Source organism: Allobosea sp., from assembly GCF_051860145.1.
Lineage (GTDB): Bacteria > Pseudomonadota > Alphaproteobacteria > Rhizobiales > Beijerinckiaceae > Allobosea.
The window spans coordinates 1-16,490 of the sequence record NZ_JBHYEM010000002.1; the positions used below are offsets into that span (position 1 = coordinate 1).

General features: G+C 67.0%; 15 protein-coding genes. 6 read left to right on the forward strand and 9 right to left on the reverse strand.

Going from position 1 to position 16,490, the window contains the following annotated elements; all coding sequences use genetic code 11:
- The 4 genes from ACTIF2_RS03300 to ACTIF2_RS03315 form a co-directional block, all read right to left on the reverse strand.
- On the reverse strand, positions 1-520 hold a 520-nt coding region (locus ACTIF2_RS03300), incomplete at its 3' end, for an ATP-binding cassette domain-containing protein (protein ID WP_439495609.1).
- Positions 521-540: 20 nt separating this feature from the next.
- The gene (locus tag ACTIF2_RS03305) at positions 541-1,482 is read right to left on the reverse strand and encodes an ABC transporter permease (RefSeq protein WP_439495610.1); all 942 of its coding nucleotides are present in this window, start codon (positions 1,480-1,482) and stop codon (positions 541-543) included.
- Positions 1,448-2,407: an ABC transporter permease gene (locus ACTIF2_RS03310; RefSeq protein WP_439495611.1), complete on the reverse strand. Its 960-nt coding sequence runs from the start codon at positions 2,405-2,407 to the stop codon at positions 1,448-1,450. The genes ACTIF2_RS03305 and ACTIF2_RS03310 overlap by 35 nt, the downstream gene beginning before the upstream one ends.
- Before the next feature lie 151 nt (positions 2,408-2,558).
- Positions 2,559-4,346: a peptide ABC transporter substrate-binding protein gene (locus ACTIF2_RS03315; RefSeq protein ID WP_439495612.1), complete on the reverse strand. Its 1,788-nt coding sequence runs from the start codon at positions 4,344-4,346 to the stop codon at positions 2,559-2,561.
- A 193-nt stretch (positions 4,347-4,539) separates the two neighbouring features.
- Between ACTIF2_RS03315 and ACTIF2_RS03320 the strand changes: the two genes are divergently transcribed.
- From ACTIF2_RS03320 to ACTIF2_RS03340, 5 genes are all read left to right on the forward strand, one after another.
- Positions 4,540-5,958 (forward strand): M20 family metallopeptidase, encoded by a 1,419-nt coding sequence (locus ACTIF2_RS03320; protein WP_439495613.1) that lies wholly within the window; start codon positions 4,540-4,542, stop codon positions 5,956-5,958.
- Between the two features lie 106 nt (positions 5,959-6,064).
- Positions 6,065-6,940 carry a LysR substrate-binding domain-containing protein gene (locus ACTIF2_RS03325; protein ID WP_439495614.1) on the forward strand — a complete coding sequence of 292 codons (876 nt, stop codon included), beginning with the start codon at positions 6,065-6,067 and terminating at the stop codon, positions 6,938-6,940.
- A gap of 96 nt (positions 6,941-7,036) precedes the next feature.
- Positions 7,037-8,221: a cystathionine beta-lyase gene (gene metC, locus ACTIF2_RS03330; protein WP_439495615.1), complete on the forward strand. Its 1,185-nt coding sequence runs from the start codon at positions 7,037-7,039 to the stop codon at positions 8,219-8,221.
- 91 nt (positions 8,222-8,312) lie between these two features.
- Positions 8,313-9,332 (forward strand): amino acid ABC transporter substrate-binding protein, encoded by a 1,020-nt coding sequence (locus ACTIF2_RS03335; protein WP_439495616.1) that lies wholly within the window; start codon positions 8,313-8,315, stop codon positions 9,330-9,332.
- A gap of 116 nt (positions 9,333-9,448) precedes the next feature.
- Positions 9,449-10,063: a 2-dehydro-3-deoxy-6-phosphogalactonate aldolase gene (locus tag ACTIF2_RS03340; protein ID WP_439495617.1), complete on the forward strand. Its 615-nt coding sequence runs from the start codon at positions 9,449-9,451 to the stop codon at positions 10,061-10,063.
- Here ACTIF2_RS03340 and ACTIF2_RS03345 read toward each other — a convergent pair.
- Genes ACTIF2_RS03345 through ACTIF2_RS03365 form a run of 5 tightly spaced genes read right to left on the reverse strand, consistent with a single transcriptional unit; the run spans position 10,060 to position 15,306 of the window.
- Positions 10,060-11,040 carry an ABC transporter ATP-binding protein gene (locus ACTIF2_RS03345; protein WP_439495618.1) on the reverse strand — a complete coding sequence of 327 codons (981 nt, stop codon included), beginning with the start codon at positions 11,038-11,040 and terminating at the stop codon, positions 10,060-10,062. The genes ACTIF2_RS03340 and ACTIF2_RS03345 overlap by 4 nt on opposite strands.
- Entirely contained in the window at positions 11,037-11,855 is an 819-nt protein-coding gene (locus tag ACTIF2_RS03350) for an ABC transporter ATP-binding protein (RefSeq protein WP_439495619.1), read from the reverse strand. The genes ACTIF2_RS03345 and ACTIF2_RS03350 overlap by 4 nt, the downstream gene beginning before the upstream one ends.
- Positions 11,852-12,730, reverse strand: coding sequence for an ABC transporter permease (locus ACTIF2_RS03355; protein WP_439495620.1), 879 nt, complete (start codon positions 12,728-12,730; stop codon positions 11,852-11,854). Before ACTIF2_RS03355 ends, ACTIF2_RS03350 begins: the two co-directional genes overlap by 4 nt.
- The gene (locus tag ACTIF2_RS03360) at positions 12,727-13,668 is read right to left on the reverse strand and encodes an ABC transporter permease (protein ID WP_439495621.1); all 942 of its coding nucleotides are present in this window, start codon (positions 13,666-13,668) and stop codon (positions 12,727-12,729) included. The genes ACTIF2_RS03355 and ACTIF2_RS03360 overlap by 4 nt, the downstream gene beginning before the upstream one ends.
- A gap of 36 nt (positions 13,669-13,704) precedes the next feature.
- Complete coding sequence (locus ACTIF2_RS03365; RefSeq protein WP_439495622.1) at positions 13,705-15,306, reverse strand: ABC transporter substrate-binding protein; 1,602 nt, start codon at positions 15,304-15,306, stop codon at positions 13,705-13,707.
- 353 nt (positions 15,307-15,659) lie between these two features.
- Here ACTIF2_RS03365 and ACTIF2_RS03370 point away from each other — a divergent pair, with 353 nt between their 5' ends.
- Positions 15,660-16,478, forward strand: a complete 819-nt coding sequence (locus ACTIF2_RS03370; protein ID WP_439495623.1) for an MBL fold metallo-hydrolase — start codon at positions 15,660-15,662, stop codon at positions 16,476-16,478.
- The last annotated feature ends 12 nt before the right edge of the window (positions 16,479-16,490 follow it).

The following is a 16,490-nucleotide window of genomic DNA, read 5'->3' on the forward strand; positions in this document are numbered from 1 at the left end:
GCTTGCAGGCCAGCGCCATCGCGATCATGACGCGCTGGCGCATGCCGCCGGAGAAGCGGTGCGGATATTCGTGGAAGCGCGACTTCGCCGCCGGAATCCTGACCTTCTCGAGCAGGCGGACGGTCTCGGCCTCGGCCGCGGAGCGCGACAGGCCGCGATGCAGGATCAGCGCCTCGGCGATCTGGAAGCCGATGGTGAGCACCGGGTTCAAGCTCGTCATCGGCTCCTGGAAGATCATCGCCATCTCGTTGCCGCGGATATGGCGCATGTCCGCGTCCGGCAAGGTCAGCAGCTCTTTGCCGGCGAGCTTGACGCTGCCCTCGATCCGGCTGTTGCCGCTCGGCGTCAGCCGCATGATCGAGAGCGCGGTGACGCTCTTGCCGGAGCCGGATTCACCGACGACAGCAACCGTTTCCTTGGGGCCGATATCGAAGGAGACGTCGCGCACGACCGAGCGCCACTGGCCCTCGACGCGGAACGACGTGGTCAGGTTCGAGACAGACAGGATCGGAGAGGTCATCTTTGGCTTCCCGTTGGTCTTTAGATCACGCGGCGAGGGTCGAGCGCGTCGCGCAGGCCGTCGCCGATGAAGTTGATGGATAGCACGGTAAGGAAGATCGCGGCGCCCGGGAACAGGGCCCAGTGCGGCGCGACGTCGAGAAAGTCCTTGGCGTCGAACAGGATGCGGCCCCAGGTCGGGATGTCGGGCGGAAAGCCGAGGCCGAGGAAGGACAGGGTCGATTCGGCGATGATCGCCGAGGAGACCTCGATCGTGCTGGCGACGATCACCGGTCCCATCGCGTTTGGCAGGATATGTTTGACCACCTGGCGCCTTTTCGTCGCGCCCGAGGCGCGCGCCGCCTCGACGAACTCCTTCTCGCGCAGCGAGAAGAACTGGGCCCGCACCAGCCGCGCCACCGGCATCCAGCGCAGCCCGCCGATGACGACGACGATCAGGATGAAGACGCCGCCCTCGACGCCGAACACCGCCTTGAGCTGCTCGCGGAAGAGATAGATCACCAGCAGCAGCAGCGGCAGCTGCGGCAGCGACAGGAACAGGTCGGTGACCCACATCAGGAAGGTGTCGACATAGCCGCGCGACATGCCGGCAAGGGCGCCGATGAGGATGCCGACGAGCGTGGCGACCACCATGGCGGCGAGACCGACGGCGAGCGAGATGCGGCCGCCATAGATCATCCGCGCCAGGATATCCTGACCGAGGTCGTCGGTGCCGAAGGGATGGGCCAGGGAGGGGCCCTGCAGCGTCGCCGAGAAGTCGATGTCGTTGATCGCCACGGGCCAGACCCAGGGACCGACGACAACCGCCAGGATCAGCAGGCCGAGAATGACCGAACTCGCCATGGCGAGCCGGTGGCGGCGGAAGCGGCGCCAGGTTTCGTGCCCAGGCGACACCGGTTTGGAGGTGGGGACCACGCTCACGACCGGATCAGCGGAAGGAGATGCGAGGGTCGAGCCAGCCATAAAGCAAATCCGCGATGAGGTTGAAGAAAACGACCAGGCAGGCGAAGACGAAGGTCACGGCCATGATCACTGGCGTGTCATTGGCAAGGATGGCGTCGATCAGCAGCGAGCCGATCCCGGGCACGCGGAAGATTTGTTCGGTCACGAGCGCGCCGCCGAACACCGCCGGCATCTGCAGCGCGACGAGCGTGACCACCGGGATCAGCGCGTTTCGCGTGATGTGGCGCAACGTGACGCGGCGTTCGCTCAGGCCCTTGGCGCGCGCCGTGGTGACGTAATCGAGCCGGATGACGTCGAGGACGGCCGAGCGGACATAGCGCGTGTAGGAGGCCGCCTGGAACAGGCCGAGCACCATGATCGGCATCAGCGCCTGCCGCATCATCTCCCAGTACCAGCGCCAGCCCGTCGCCGCGATGTCGGAGCGGTAGACGAAGGGCAGCCAGTCCAGCTTGATCGAGAACAGCAGGATGAAGAGCAGGCCGGTGAAGAAGGTCGGCAGCGAGAAGCCGATGAAGGCGAGCGTGTTGGCGATCTGGTCGAAGATCGAATAGGGCCGCGTCGCGGCATAGATGCCGACCGGCAGGGCGATGCACAGCGCCAGGATCTGCGAGGAGCCGACGACGAAGAGCGTCGTCGGCAGGCGCTGCAGGATCAGGTCGTCGACATCGATGCGGCTGGCGAAGGAGAAGCCCCAGTCGCCCTGCGCCATGGCGCCGAGCCAGCGCAGATAGCGCACCATGATCGGGTCGTTGAGCCCGAAGCTGGCGCGCAGGGCCTCGCGCACCTCAGGCGGCACGTTCGGGTTGGTCGCCATTTCCGTGAACGGGTCCCCAGGCGCGAGCGCAAGGATCGTGAACAGGATCACGCTGATGCCCAGCAGACTTGGGATGGCGATGAGCAGCCGCCGTATCAGGTATGTCGCCATGGATTGATCTCTACGCGCGGCACGGCCGCAAACCGGGCACTGGTTATAACCAGCCCTCCCTCACGGCCATTTTGGGCCGAAGGGGCGAGCTGGCGCTTGTGCGCAGCCCGTCACGAAGCGTGGCCTCGTGACGGGTGCTTTGGATAGGCGCTCAACCGCGATACCAGCTCGCGAGGTTCCAGGTGTCGACGTCCCAGCCGCTGTGGTCATGCGAGAGATTGCTCGCTGCCGCGGCGACCACCGCGCGTGACAGCAGCGGCAGGATGACGTTGGCCTCGCAGAAGATCTCGTTGACCTTGATCAGCAGCGCTGCGCGCTTGTCGGGGTCGAGCTCCTTCTGCGCTGCCTTGTAGGCTTCATCGGCCGCGGGATCGGCATAGCGCGAGACGTTACGGCCGAGCCACTTGTTCTCCTTGTTGGCGACCTCCCAGGACACGAACTGGTTCAGGAAGCGCTCCGGATCGGGCTGCGGCTGCGTCGTGGTATACATCTCCATGTCGCAATAGAGCTTGGTGTAGGTGTCGGGATTGGCGACGTCCGACGAGAAGAACACCGAGGCGGTGACCGACTTGAGCTCGAGGTCGATGCCGGCGCGCTGGCAGGCCTGCTTGATGATGGCCTGGGTCTTCTGGCGTGGCGCGTTGATCGAGGTCTGGAAGACGTATTTGAGCTTCTTGCCGTCCTTCTCGCGGATGCCGTCGCCGCCCTTCTTCCAGCCGGCGTCGTCGAGGATCTTGTTCGCCTTGTCGATGCTGAACTCGTATTTCAGCTTCTTCGATTTGAACTTCTCGGGCTGGTTGACGAAGCTCGCCGTCGCGGTGCCGCCGCGGCCATAGATGAACTTCTGGATCGAATCCCGGTCGATCAGCAGGTTGATCGCCTCGCGCACCTTGGGGTCCGACAGCGTCGGGTGCTTGGTCTTGACGCTCGAGCGCTCGCCGTCGACCTCGGTCCACGGATCGGTGGTGTTGAGGATGATGAACTCGATATTGCCCGACGGCACGGCGCTGATCTTGCCGCGCCCGCCGGTCTCCATGCGCTTGAGGACCTCGTCCTCGACCTGCATGTTCCAGGCATAGTCGAATTCGCCGGTCTGCAGCACCGCGCGCGCCGCCGAGACGGCATCACCACCGCCCTTGACGTCGAGCGTGTCGAAATGCGGCTGGTTCTTGACGTGGTAGTCCTCGTTGCGCGCGCCGGTGAGCATGTCGCCCGGCTTGAACTCGACGAACTTGTAGGCGCCGGTGCCGACCGGCTTGAGGTTCGCCGGCGCCTCGCGCGACTTGGCGCCCGTGTACTCGCCGAAATGATGCTTCGGGATGATCATCCCGGCGACGCCGACGAAGGGATCGGCCCAGAACGGCGTCGGCGCCTGGAAAATCACCTTGACGGTGAGGTCGTCGACCTTCTCGACCTTGACGTCCTTGTAGGAGCCGGTGGTGTAGGCGGCGGTCGCCGGATCGGCGGCGTATTGCCAGGTGAAGACGACGTCATCGGCGGTCAACGGCTTGCCGTCATGCCATTTGACGCCCGGCTTCAGCTTCCAGGTCACGGTCGTGCCGTCGGCCGAGAGACCGCCATTCTCCTTGGTGGGGATCTCGGCGGCGAGCTGCGGGATGAGGTTGCCCTCCTTGTCCCAGCCCGCGAGCGGCTCGTAGAAGATGCGCGAGGCGATCTGGTCCTTGGTGCCCGAGGCGAAATGCGGATTGAGCAGCGTCGGGGCCTGCCAGAGCAGGATCTTGAGCGGCCCGCCGCCGCCCGCCTTGGTCGGCTTGTACTGCAACGTGGCATTGGCCATCGCCACGTCGTTCCAGGAGAGAATCTGCGTCGCGATCGGTGCGGTCAGTCCCACCGCCACCATCCTCTGCACGAAGGAGCGCCGCGACAGGCCGCCATCCTTCACTTTCGCGAGCAGGCCGCGCAGTTCATGCTCGTTCATAAAGACCTCCACATAGGCAAAACGAAAAATGGGGGTCTGCGCCCCCGTCTCCCTCTCGGTGGCGCCAGCAAGGCATGTGCCAACCGAGACGTCAACCATGCAGCGCAGCGCCTTGCAGCTCCGCTTGTGGAAGGGTGGACTGAAAGCGCCATGCTTGCTCAAATGCCGAAAACCCAAAACCAGCGAGACCAAAATGGACAACCGAAACGATCTCTGGCGCCATGTCGACGCGAGCAAGGAGCGCTTCATCGCACTGAGCGAGCGCGTCTGGGGCATGCCCGAGGTCTGCTATACCGAGACCCGTTCGGTCGCCGAGCATGTCGAGGAATTGCGCCACCAGGGCTTCCGCATCACCGAGAATGTCGCAGATATCCCGACCGCGGTGATCGGCGAGGCGGGCGAAGGCGGCCCGGTCATCGCCTTCCTGGGCGAATATGACGCACTTCCCGGCCTGAGCCAGGAAGCCGGCGTTGCGCAACACACGCCGATCGAGGATGGCGGCCATGGCCATGGCTGCGGCCATAACCTGCTCGGCTCGGCCGCGCTGCTCGCCGCCACCGCGATGAAGAACTGGCTGGCCGAGAACAAGCTGCCTGGCCGCGTCCGCTATTATGGCTGCCCGGCTGAGGAAGGCGGCGCCGCCAAGGCCTTCATGGTCCGCTCCGGCGCCTTCGAGGACGCCGATGTCGCGATCTCCTGGCACCCGTCGAGCTTCTGGGAAGTCGCCCCGCCCTTGTCGCTGGCCAATACCCGCGCCGATTTCATCTTCACCGGCCGCGCCGCCCATGCCGCCGCCTCGCCGCATCTTGGCCGCAGCGCGCTCGACGCGGTCGAGCTGATGAATGTCGGCGTCAACTATATGCGCGAGCACATGCCGAGCGACGCGCGCGTGCATTACGCGCTGCTCGACACCGGCGGCATCGCGCCCAATGTCGTGCAGGCCCATGCCCGCGTACGCTACTCGATCCGGGCGCGCGACCTGCCCGGCATGCTCGAGCTCGTCCAGCGCGTGCGCAAGATCGCCGAGGGCGCGGCCCTGATGACCGAGACCACGATGGAGATGCGGATCATCAGCGCGGTCTCGAACGTGCTCGGCAATACGCCGCTCGAGAAGGCCATGCACGGCATCCTCCAGGAGCTCGGCGCGCCGCATTTCGACGAGCAGGACCAGGCCTTTGCCAAGGATATCCGCAAGACCCTGTCGCCGCAGGAGATCGCCTCCTCCTGGCGCTCGATCGGCCTGCCCGATACCGAGAAGCCGCTCGCCGATTTCGTCGTGCCGCTCGATGCGCCGCGCAATCCGATGATCGGCTCGACCGATGTCGGCGATGTCAGCTGGGTCGTGCCCACGGTCCAGGCGCATGCCCCCACCGTCGCCATCGGCACGCCGTTCCATACCTGGCAGGTCGTGGCGCAGGGCAAGAGCCCGGCCGCGCACAAGGCCATGGTCCAGGTCGCCAAGGCGATGGCAGCAACCGGCGCCGCCGTCCTCTCCGACCCTGCGCTGATGAAAGCCGCGAAGCAGGAGCTCAAGGCGCGGGCCGGCAAGGAGGGCTACATCTCGCCTCTGCCGGCCGAGGTGAAGCCGCCGCTGAACATGTCGCGGGGCTGACGGACCTGCCCGACCCGCCGCTAGCCTTCGGCGGGTCGGGACTGTTTAGTGAGCGGATGGCCGGGTGTCTCGCCCCGCTTGTCGGCCGCCACGGAACCGAAGCCTCGTGAACCACCGCCAGATCGAGACCTTCGCCGCGGTGATGAAATCGGGGACCGTGTCGCGGGCCGCCGAACTGCTCGGCATCACGCAGCCGGCGGTCAGCCGGACGATTGCCGAGCTGGAACGCAGCGTCGGCTTCCTGCTCTTCGACCGGGTCCGCAACCGGATCATCCCGACGCCGGAAGCCAGGCTGCTCTACCGCGAGGTCGAGGCCTCGTTTCGCGGCATGGACACCTTGCGGGCGACCGCGGCACGGATTCGCGATCACGGCTCGGGCCAGATCCGCGTCGGCTCGCTCTCGGCGCTCGGCTCGACGCTCGTCCCCAAGGCGGTGCGGCGCTTCAAGGAGAAGCATCCCGAGATCGGCGTGACGCTGATGGTGCTACCCTCGCGCGACGTCCGCGACGGCGTCGCCTCCGGCGAGTTCGATATCGGGCTGGCGGCCGACGAGATCGACGTCAGCGGCGTGCTGCACCAGCCCTTCGTCACGCCGCGCATGCTTTGCATCCTGCCGCCGGACCACCCCCTGACCCATAAGGACATCATCCGGCCGCAGGACCTGCACGGCCTGCCCTTCGTCGCCTATGTGCCGGAGGACCGGACCCGCCACCGGCTCGACCTGATATTCGCCGAGGCCAGCGTCGCGCCGCGCATCATGGTCGAGACGATCTATGCGGCGACCGTCTGCGCGCTCGTCGCCGAGGGCGTCGGCGTCGGGCTCGCCAGCCCCTATGCGATCGCCGGCGCCGATCCGTCCCGGCTCGTGGTGAGGCCGTTCGAGCCCGCCGTTCACGGCAAGAGCCTGCTCATCCTGCCGCTCGACCGGCCGAAATCGCAGCTCGTCCGCGACTTCATCGACTGCCTGCTCGCCTCGCGCTGACGGGCGTGAGCCATAAGCTCCAGGCATCGTCCTATGACCGGAGCTCGATTGTCTGGTTTCCGGAATGGCTTACCCCTGTCGTCGAAGGGGATTTTTATGCACGACCTGACCCGCTGCGTTCACCACCCGGCCGTTTCGAGCGAGGGCTATGCCAGCCTCGCGGTGCCGACGCACCGCGCCTCGACCATCGTCTATCCCGATGCCGCGACCTTCTCGCAGCGCAAATATCGCGGCTTCGACGGCTATACCTACGGCCTGCACGGCACGCCGACAACGCGCACGCTCGAAGCCCAGCTCAGCGAGCTGCATGGCGGCGTGCGCACCGTCCTCGTCCCATCCGGCCAGGCCGCCGTTACCGTGGTGATGCTGTCCTTCCTGCTGCCGGGCGACCGCGTCCTGATCCCCGACCATGTCTATCCGCCCGTCCGCAGCTTCTGCGAAGATTATCTCAAGCCGCGCGGCATCGATTACGGCGTCTACGACCCGCTGACCGGCGCCGGCATCGCGGACCTGATCGACGACAGGACGAAGCTGGTCTGGGTCGAGTCGCCCGGCTCCGGCACCATGGAGGTCCAGGACGTGCCGGCGATCGCGAAAGCGGCCAGGGCCAGGGGCGCGCTGGTCGGCTGCGACAACACCTGGGCGACGCCGCTCCTGTTCAAGCCGCTCGCGCATGGCGCCGATTTCGCCTGCGAGGCGCTGACCAAATATGTCGGCGGCCATTCCGACCTGCTGCTCGGCTCGATCACGGTCGCCGACATCGCCCTGCGGCAGAAGATGAAGGAGACCCTGCGCGGGCTCGGCGTCGGCGTCTCGCCGGACGAATGCGCCCTGGCGCTCCGCGGCATCGAGACCATGGGCATCCGCCTCGCCCATATGGGCCGCGTCTCGGAGGATTTCGCGCGCCGCCTGACCCGCTCGCCCGCGATCGAGCGGGTGCTGCATCCCGCCCTGCCCTCCTGCCCCGGCCATGAGTTCTGGGCCCGCGACATGAAGCGCTCGTCCGGCGTGTTCAGCGTCGTGCTCAGGCCCGGCTCCGAGGCCGATCTCGACGCCGCGCTGACGGCTTTGCGCGTCTTCGCCATCGGCGCCTCCTGGGGCGGCACGCGCAGCCTGATCGCGCCCATGGCGGTCAAGGAGGACCGCACCGTCGTGCCCTGGACGCATCCGGGCACGGTCCTGCGCATCAGCATCGGCCTCGAGGACCCCGACGACCTCTGGAACGACCTCGACGCGCTGCTCTTCGCGCTCGAGGACAAGGCGGCTGCCAAGGTCGCCTGAGACCCACCACGAGAGAAACGCGAGGACGCGGCGGCAACGCATCGCCGCGTCACGGGAGAGCTTTGCCTAAACCAACAAAAAGGGGACCACCATGAAACGCACCATGCTTTGGCTGGCCACGACATTGGCACTCGGTGCCGGCCTGCTGTCGCCGGCAGCCGCCGACACGATCGAGACGATCCGCAATCGCGGCAAGATCATTTGCGGCACCAGCCCCGGCGTCGCCGGCTTCTCGCTGCAGGATGCGGCCGGGCGCTGGCAGGGCTTCGATACCGATATCTGCCGGGCGCTCGCCGCCGTCGTCTTCAACGATCCCGAGAAGACGGCCTTCGTCCCGCTCACCTCGAAGGACCGCCTGATCGCGCTCCAGGCCGGCGAGATCGACGTTCTGCCCCGCACCACGACCTGGACCTTGTCGCGCAATGCCAGCCAGGGCGTGACCTTCACCGCCGTGAACTATTATGACGGCCAGGGCTTCATGGTGACGAAGAAGCTCGGCGTCACCGCCGCCGCCCAGCTCGGCGGCGCCTCGATCTGCGTCGCGCAGGGCACGACGAGCGAGCTCAACCTCGCCGACTATTTCCGCAAGCTCGGCCAGAAATACGAGCCCGCCGCCTTCGCCACCAGCGAGGAGGCGCTGCGCGCCTATGAGGCCGGCCGCTGCGACGCCTATACGACCGATGTCTCCGCGCTCTCCGCCAACATGCTGAAATTCGCCGCGCCGGACGACCATCTCGTCCTGCCCGAGATCATCTCCAAGGAGCCGCTCGGCCCCTGGGTGCGCACCGGCGACGAGCGCTGGTTCAACCTCGTGCGCTGGACTCTGTTCGCGCTGATCAACGCCGAGGAGCTCGGCGTGACCAAGGCAAATGTCCAGGAGATGACGAAATCGACCAATCCCGAGGTCAAGCGCTTCCTCGGGCTCGACGGCAAATTCGGCGAGGCGCTCGGCGTCAGCAATGACTGGGTCGTGCGGATCATCGCCGCGGTCGGCAATTACGGTGAATCCTTCGAGCGCCATCTCGGCAAGGCGTCGCGCATGCGCCTCGCCCGTGGCCCCAACGAGCTCTGGACCAAGGGCGGCCTGCAATACAGCCCGCCTTTCCGCTGATCGCCGGGCGGCCCGCGCTCCGGGAAGCGCGGGCCGTCGCCTCGCTTTTTGCCGAGGGATGCTTTGCCCCATCGCGAAATTTCGCCTATCGCATGCGCGTTCCCCGGAGACGCGGCATGAGCTTTGACGAGACCCTGAAGGCCTTCCCTTTCATCGCAATCCTGCGCGGCGTGAAGCCCGACGAGGTGCTCGCGCTGGCCGAGCCGCTGGTCGAGGCCGGCTTTCACATCATCGAGGTGCCGCTGAACTCGCCCGAGCCCTGGCGCAGCATCGAGCTTCTGGCGCGCGCTTTGCCCGACATCCTCATCGGCGCCGGCACCGTCCTGACCCCGCAGGCCGTCGCCTCGGTCCACGACGCTGGCGGCCGCCTGATCCTGATGCCCCATAGCGACGGCGCCGTGATCCGCGCCGCCAAGGAGGCGCGGCTGCTCTGCGTGCCGGGCGTCGCGACGCCGACGGAAGCCTTCGCCGCGCTCGGCAACGGCGCCGATGCGCTCAAGATGTTCCCGGCCGAGCAGATGCCGCCGGCCGTGGTCGGCGCCTGGCGCGCCGTCCTGCCGTCGGGCACCTTGCTTCTTCCCGTCGGCGGCATCACGCCCGACAAGGTCGAGCCCTATCGTGCGGCGGGCGCTGCCGCCTTCGGGCTCGGCTCGGCCCTCTACAAGCCGGGCATGACGCCGGAGCAGATCCGCGTGACGGCGCAGGCCTTCGCCGCGTCCTGGCGCCGCTAATCCGCAGGCCAGAAGCGGCAGGAGATGCCGTGGCCCGGCGCCACCTCGTGCCATTCCGCGGTGCCGGTCTGCGCATGGTTCTCGCCATGTCGGCAGATGCCGTCTCCGCCCTCGACGAAGTGCGGCTCCGGCGCGATGAGGCGCAGCCTCTCGCGCTGCAGCTTCGGATCGGGAACCGGGACCGCGTCGAGCAGCATGCGCGTATAGGGATGGGCCGGCGTGTCATAGACCTGCGCCGCGCTGCCCATCTCGACGATCCGCCCCTGGAACATCACCGCCACCTTGTGCGCGACCTCGCGAACGATGGCGAGGTCATGCGCGATGAACAGATAGGACAGGCCGAGCCTGTCCTGGAGCGAGCGCAGCAGGTCGACGATTTGCGCCTGCGTCCGCACGTCCAGCGCCGAGACCGGCTCGTCGCAAACGACGAAATCCGGATTGACCGCCAGGGCCCGCGCAATGACGACCCGCTGACGCTGGCCGCCGGAGAATTCATGCGGATAGCGCTGCGTCATTGCCGGATCGAGATTGACCAGCTCCAGCAGCTCCGCGACCCGCTCGCGCATCCGCGCCGGCGGCACCGAGCGATGCACCTGCAGGGGCTCGGTCAGGATCTGGCCGATGGTCATGCGCGGATGCAGGCTGGAATAAGGGTTCTGCAGCACGAACTGCATGTGCCGGCGCATGGCGCGCAGCCTGGACGAGGACATCGTGGTGAGGTCCTCGCCGAGCAGCCTGACCGAGCCGCGCTGCGCCTTCTGGAGCTGCAGGATGGCGCGGCCGGTTGTGGTCTTGCCCGAGCCGGACTGCCCGACGAGCCCGAGCGTCTCGCCGGGCGCGATATCGAAGGAGACGCGGTCCACCGCCTTCAGCGGCTCGCCGCCGCGGCGCGCCGGAAACTGCACCGAGAGGTCGCGCACCTGGAGCAGCGGCGCTTGCACAGCTTCGCTGGCCGGAACGGGCTCGGCGGAATTCATCGGCCGAGCCCTGCCCTGTCGAGGCGCGGCACGGCGTCGAGGAGCGCGCGCGTATAGTCGTGGCGCGGCGACGCGAAGACATCGTCGATCGCGCCCGCCTCGACGATCTCGCCGCGATACATCACGTTCACTCGGTCGACCATGCCGGCGACGACGCCGAAATCATGGGTGATCAGCATCAGCGCCATGCCGCGCTCGTCCTTCAGCCGCAGCAGGAGCCGCAGGATCTGCGCCTGCACCGTGACGTCGAGCGCGGTCGTCGGCTCGTCGGCGATCAGCAGGTCGGGGTCGCAGGAAATAGCGATCGCGATCAGCACGCGCTGGCGCATGCCGCCCGAGAACTGGTGCGGGTAATCGTCGGCCCGCCGGGCGGGATCGGGAATGCCGACGAGGCCGAGCAGCTCGACGCTGCGCGCCCGCGCCGCCCGTCGCGAAAGCCCGAGATGGCGACAGAGGATGTCGTCGATCTGCGCGCCGATCGTCATCACGGGATTGAGCGAGGTCATCGGATCCTGGAACACCATCGCGATCCGCCGGCCGCGCAGGTCGCGCATCGTCTTTTCGCTGAGGGACAGGATGTCCTGTCCTTGGAAGTCGATCCTGCCACCGAGCGAAATCGAGGCGCCCTCCGGCGCGAGCCGCATCAGCGCCTTGGCGGTGACGCTCTTGCCGCAGCCGGATTCGCCGACGAAGCCGACCGCCTCGTTGGCGCCGATGTCGAAGGAGATGCCCCTCACCGCCTGGATCGTCTCGCGCCGCGTCTCGACGCGCGCGGTGAGATCACGCACGCTGAGGATGGGTTTGGCGGCGCTCACCGCAGGTTCCCCACGTCGAGCACCTCGCGCAGCCCGTTCGCCAGCACGATGAAGGTCAGCGTCGCGAAGACGATCGCGGCGGCCGGCCCGATCACGGTCAGCGGGGCGAGCTCCATGAACTGCCGGGCCTCGGACAGCATGCCGCCCCAGTTCGGATCGGGCGGCGGCGGCCCGAGGCCGAGGAAGGACAGTGCCGTCACCGTGAAGATCGTCTGCGACAGCGTCAGGCTGGTCGCGACCACGATCGGCGAGATCACGATCGGCAAGACATGGCGCAGCACGAGCCTGATCTCGCTGACGCCGACGCTGCGCGCCGCCTCGACATGGTCCCATTGCTTGACGCTCAGCACCGGCGCGCGCACCACCCGCGCCATGGCCGGCGTATAGACGATCGCGATGGTCAGGATCAGGTTGGGAACGGTCGGCCCCAGGGCCGCGACCACGGCGATCGCCAGCAGCAGCACGGGAAAGGCGAAGACCACGTCGAGGATGCGCATGATGACCTCGTCGACGATGCCGCCGAGATAGCCGGAGAGCAGGCCGAGCACGAGCCCGGCGACGAGCGCGATCAGCACCGCCGACACGGTGATCAGCAGCGTCGTCCTGCCCCCGACGATCAGCCTGCTCAGCACGTCCCGGCCGATCGAGTCGGTGCCGAGCCAATGCCGGGCGCTGGCTCCGGCAAGCGAGTCCGGCGAGGTCACTGAGGGATCGAAGGGCGCGATCAGCGACGCAAAGATCGTGACGATCAGCATGGTGGCGAGCATCGCCAGCCCGAGCCCGAGCAGCACGCCGCCCTGGGTGATGCGCGGGCGGCGACCGCTCGCGGTCGCGCCGGCCGGCATCGCCACCTTCTCCTGCATCAGCTCACTCACATCTTCACCCTCGCGTCGGCGCGCGCATAGGCGATGTCGACGAGCGTGTTGACGAGGACGACGATCGCGGCGGCCACCAGCACGATCGCCTGGATCACCGGATAGTCGCGGCTGTTGATGGAATCGAAGAGATATTGCCCCATGCCGGGAATGGCGAAGATGGTCTCGACCAGGATGCTGCCGCCGAGCAGCGCGGCGATCTTGAGCCCGGCCGCGGTGATGACCGGCGTCAGGGCGTTCCGGACGAGATAGTCGCGCAGGATGGTGCGCGGGGCCAGGCCCTTCGCCCGCGCGACCATGACGAAATCCTGGTTGGAGACCTCGAGCACGGCCGCCCGCGTGTTCTCGGAAATCGTCACCGAAACGGCGAGCGCAAGCGAGATGGCGGGCAGGAGCAGGCTGCCGAGATTGGCGAGGGGGTTCTCGAGAAACGGCGTGTAGCCGAAGATCGAGATCTGCGGGAAATAGAGCCCGGCCAGCAGGACGATCAGGGTCGCGATCACATAATTCGGGACCGCCAGCATCACCCCGTTATAGAGCCGCACGCACCAGTCGGTGACGCCGCGCAGGCGCGCCGAGGCGAGCCCGGTCACGGTCCCCATCACCATGGCGATGACGGCCGCGATCGCGGTCAGCTGGAAGGTGACGATCAGCCGGTCGAGCAGTTCCCCCAGCACCGGCTGGCGCGTCACGAAGGAGGTGCCGAGATCGCCCCTGAGCGCATTGCCGAGCCAGGACAGATATTGTGCTAGAAGCGGCCGATCGAGCCCGAGATCGCGCCTGATCGCCTCCAGCACCTCGGGCGCGACGCTTTGCGAACCCGCGGCCGCGATCGCGAAATCCCCCGGCAGCGCGCGCATCAGCATGAAGGCCACGAAGGACACGCCGAGCAGGATCACCAGCATCCAGGCAAGGCGGCCGAGGATGAAGCGCCGCATCACGCGGCCGATGTCAGGCGCAAGCGACGCATGAGCCTATTTCTTCAGCCAGGTCGTGCGGACGAAGGAGCGGATATTCGCCGCCAGCGGGACATAGTCCTTGACGTAGTTCCACCAGATCTCCCAGCGCAGGGGATATTGGTAGACCTGGATGACATAGGCGTTCTCGGCGATGCGCCGCTGGATATCCATGTTCGTGGCGGCGCGCTTGCCGAGGTCGAGCTCGGCGCGTGCCTCGAGGATCATCTTGTCCAGTTCGGCGTCCTTGGAGCCCATCGCCTTGCCGAAGCCGCTGTCGGACTTGAGATACTGGAAGATGGCGTCGGCATCCGGCGTCCATGACAGCGCGACGGAGAGCAGCGTCGGCCAGTTGCCGGTGGCCCACATGTTGAGCAGCGGCGCGGTCTCGGTCGGCGCCAGCTTCACCGTGATGCCGGCCGCCTGCCATTGCTGCTGCAGGATCTGGGCACAGGCCACGTCGAGCGGGTTGGCCGCGACGACAATGAAATTGCCGAGATCGATGCCATCCGGATAACCGGCCTCGGCCAGCAGCTTCTTCGCGGCGGCGGGGTCGTGCTTGTAATAGGGCAGCTCGCCCGCCCCGTCATAGCCGCCGACCTGGCTTTCGGGGATCATCGCGCCGACCTTGCCCGACCCGCCGAGCACCGTGTCGAGGCAGGCCTTCCTGTCGGTGGCGAGGCTGAGCGCGCGGCGCACACGGACATCGTCCAGCGGCTTCGCCTTCATGTTCAGCCAGATCGGAAAGGTCCGCGAGGTCTGGCCGGGCGCCGAGACCAGATTGGGCGAGGTCCGCGCCATGGCGCCGGCGACCTTCGGGTCCTTCAGCCATGTCATGTCGATCGCCCGCGAGCGCAGCGCGGAGGAGAGCGTCGCCTGATCCTTGTAGAACTTGAAGACGACCTTGGAGAGATGCGGCTGGCCCTTCTCGTAATAGTTCGCGTTGGCCGTCAGCGAGAATTGCTGGTTGGGCTGATAGGATTCGAAGACGAAGGGGCCGGTGCCGACCGGCTTCGTGTTCAGCTCGCCGACGCCTTTTGGCACGATCGCGCCGTTGGGATTGCTGGCGAGGTTGCTGAGGAACGCCGCGTCGGTCGCGTTGAGCGAGAACCGGACCGTGAGCGGATCGACCACCGTGACCGACTCGACGCTGGAATAGAGCGCCTTCAGGCGGCTGCCGGTCGCCGGATCGAGGATGCGGTCGAAGGTGTATTTGACGTCCTCGGCGCTGAAATCCTGGCCATTATGGAATTTCACGCCCTGGCGAAGCTTGAAGACATAGGTCTTGGGGTCGGGCTGCTCGTAGCCGAGCGCGAGGTCGGGCTCGACCTTCATCTCGGCGCTCCAGCGCAGCAGGCCGGTATAGATCAGGCTGGTGAAATCGAAGGAGGAGAAGGCGTTGACCGTGGTCGGGTCGAGGCCGATCGGGTCGGCATCGGCGCCGATATTGAGGGTCCCGCCTGCCGCCGGCGTCTCGGCTGCGAGTGCGTGCTGGCTCAGCAGGGCCGGCCCCAGCAGCATCGTCCCGCTGGTGAGGGCCAGCCGAAGCAGGTTGCGCCGCGACAGGGCGCAGGCGTCATCGACGACGACCGACAAGTCCGGTGATGACGGTGTCTTCACGAGATGTCATCCTTCCCAAAATGGCAGCCGCCGATTGCCCTGTTCCGTCGGGACAGGCTGGCGTCGACGGCGGCCTCATGGCTTCGCGCAGCGCAAAGCCGTCATTCGGCGATCCGGCCCGTTCTCATCCGCGCATGGCGGATGGTGGCCTTCCCTCTGACGATGAAGGCTATTGACCGCCAAAATTCGCGTCAAGGATTCGGCGTTTCACATGGAGAAACGCTCGACCCTGCTTCGCGCGCACTGGCGAAAGGCCGCCTTGCAGAAAACGCTCTGGCGGTAGTGCGAACCGGCGGGCTTCATGGCGTGGCAGAATCGGCGGATTGGCCGCCGCGTGACCGAAAGGCTCCATCTTGGCGTTTCTCAAGGAGGCGGAACCCGAGCGCGGAGCGGCCCTTCCCGTCCTGCCCGGCGTCTCGCGCATCGTCGCCGACAATCCCAGCCTGATGACCTATCACGGCACCAACACCTATCTGATCGAGGGCGATGGCGGCTTCGTCGTCCTGGATCCCGGGCCCGACGATGCCGGGCATCTCGAGGATATCCTGCGCGCGACCGGCGGTGCGGTCTCGGCGATCCTGCTCAGCCACACCCATTCCGATCATCTCGGCGCGACCGCGGGGCTGAAGGCCCGCACCGGCGCGAAGACCTATGCCTTCCATCTGAGCGCCGACGACGCCTTCACCCCGGACGTACTGCTCCGGGACGGCGACAGCGCGGTCGGGATGACCGCGCTCCACACGCCAGGCCATGCCAGCGACCATCTCTGCTTCGCCTTTCGCGACGGCATCCTGTTCAGCGCCGACCATGTCATGTCCTGGTCGAGCAGCATCGTCTCGCCGCCCGGTGGCGACATGGCAGATTATTTCCGCAGCCTTCAATTGGTGATGGAGCGCGGCGACCGGCTCTACCTACCGGGGCATGGCCCGCCGCTGCCCGATCCCATTCCCTATGTCGGCGAGCTGCTGGATTACCGCCTCAAGCGCGAGAACGAGATCGCCGCCGCCCTGGCGGATGGCCCCAGCGGCACCTGGCCTCTCGTCGATCGCCTCTATTCGAAGACCGACCCCTGGCTCCGCCGCGCGGCGGAGCGCAACGTGCTCGCCCACCTGCTCAAGCTGCAGGCCGAAGGCCGCGCCAGGGTCACGGGAGAAACCTGGTCGGCGACGTGAGCCACGGCGGCG

Excerpts from the sequence above, each read along its gene's own strand:
- ACTIF2_RS03305 (WP_439495610.1), bottom strand. The coding sequence starts at position 1,482 with ATGGCTGGCTCGACCCTCGCATCTCCTTCCGCTGATCCGGTCGTGAGC.
- ACTIF2_RS03310 (WP_439495611.1), bottom strand. The coding sequence starts at position 2,407 with ATGGCGACATACCTGATACGGCGGCTGCTCATCGCCATCCCAAGTCTG.
- ACTIF2_RS03315 (WP_439495612.1), bottom strand. The coding sequence starts at position 4,346 with ATGAACGAGCATGAACTGCGCGGCCTGCTCGCGAAAGTGAAGGATGGC.
- ACTIF2_RS03320 (WP_439495613.1), top strand. The coding sequence starts at position 4,540 with ATGGACAACCGAAACGATCTCTGGCGCCATGTCGACGCGAGCAAGGAG.
- metC (WP_439495615.1), top strand. The coding sequence starts at position 7,037 with ATGCACGACCTGACCCGCTGCGTTCACCACCCGGCCGTTTCGAGCGAG.
- ACTIF2_RS03335 (WP_439495616.1), top strand. The coding sequence starts at position 8,313 with ATGAAACGCACCATGCTTTGGCTGGCCACGACATTGGCACTCGGTGCC.
- ACTIF2_RS03340 (WP_439495617.1), top strand. The coding sequence starts at position 9,449 with ATGAGCTTTGACGAGACCCTGAAGGCCTTCCCTTTCATCGCAATCCTG.
- ACTIF2_RS03345 (WP_439495618.1), bottom strand. The coding sequence starts at position 11,040 with ATGAATTCCGCCGAGCCCGTTCCGGCCAGCGAAGCTGTGCAAGCGCCG.
- ACTIF2_RS03360 (WP_439495621.1), bottom strand. The coding sequence starts at position 13,668 with ATGCGGCGCTTCATCCTCGGCCGCCTTGCCTGGATGCTGGTGATCCTG.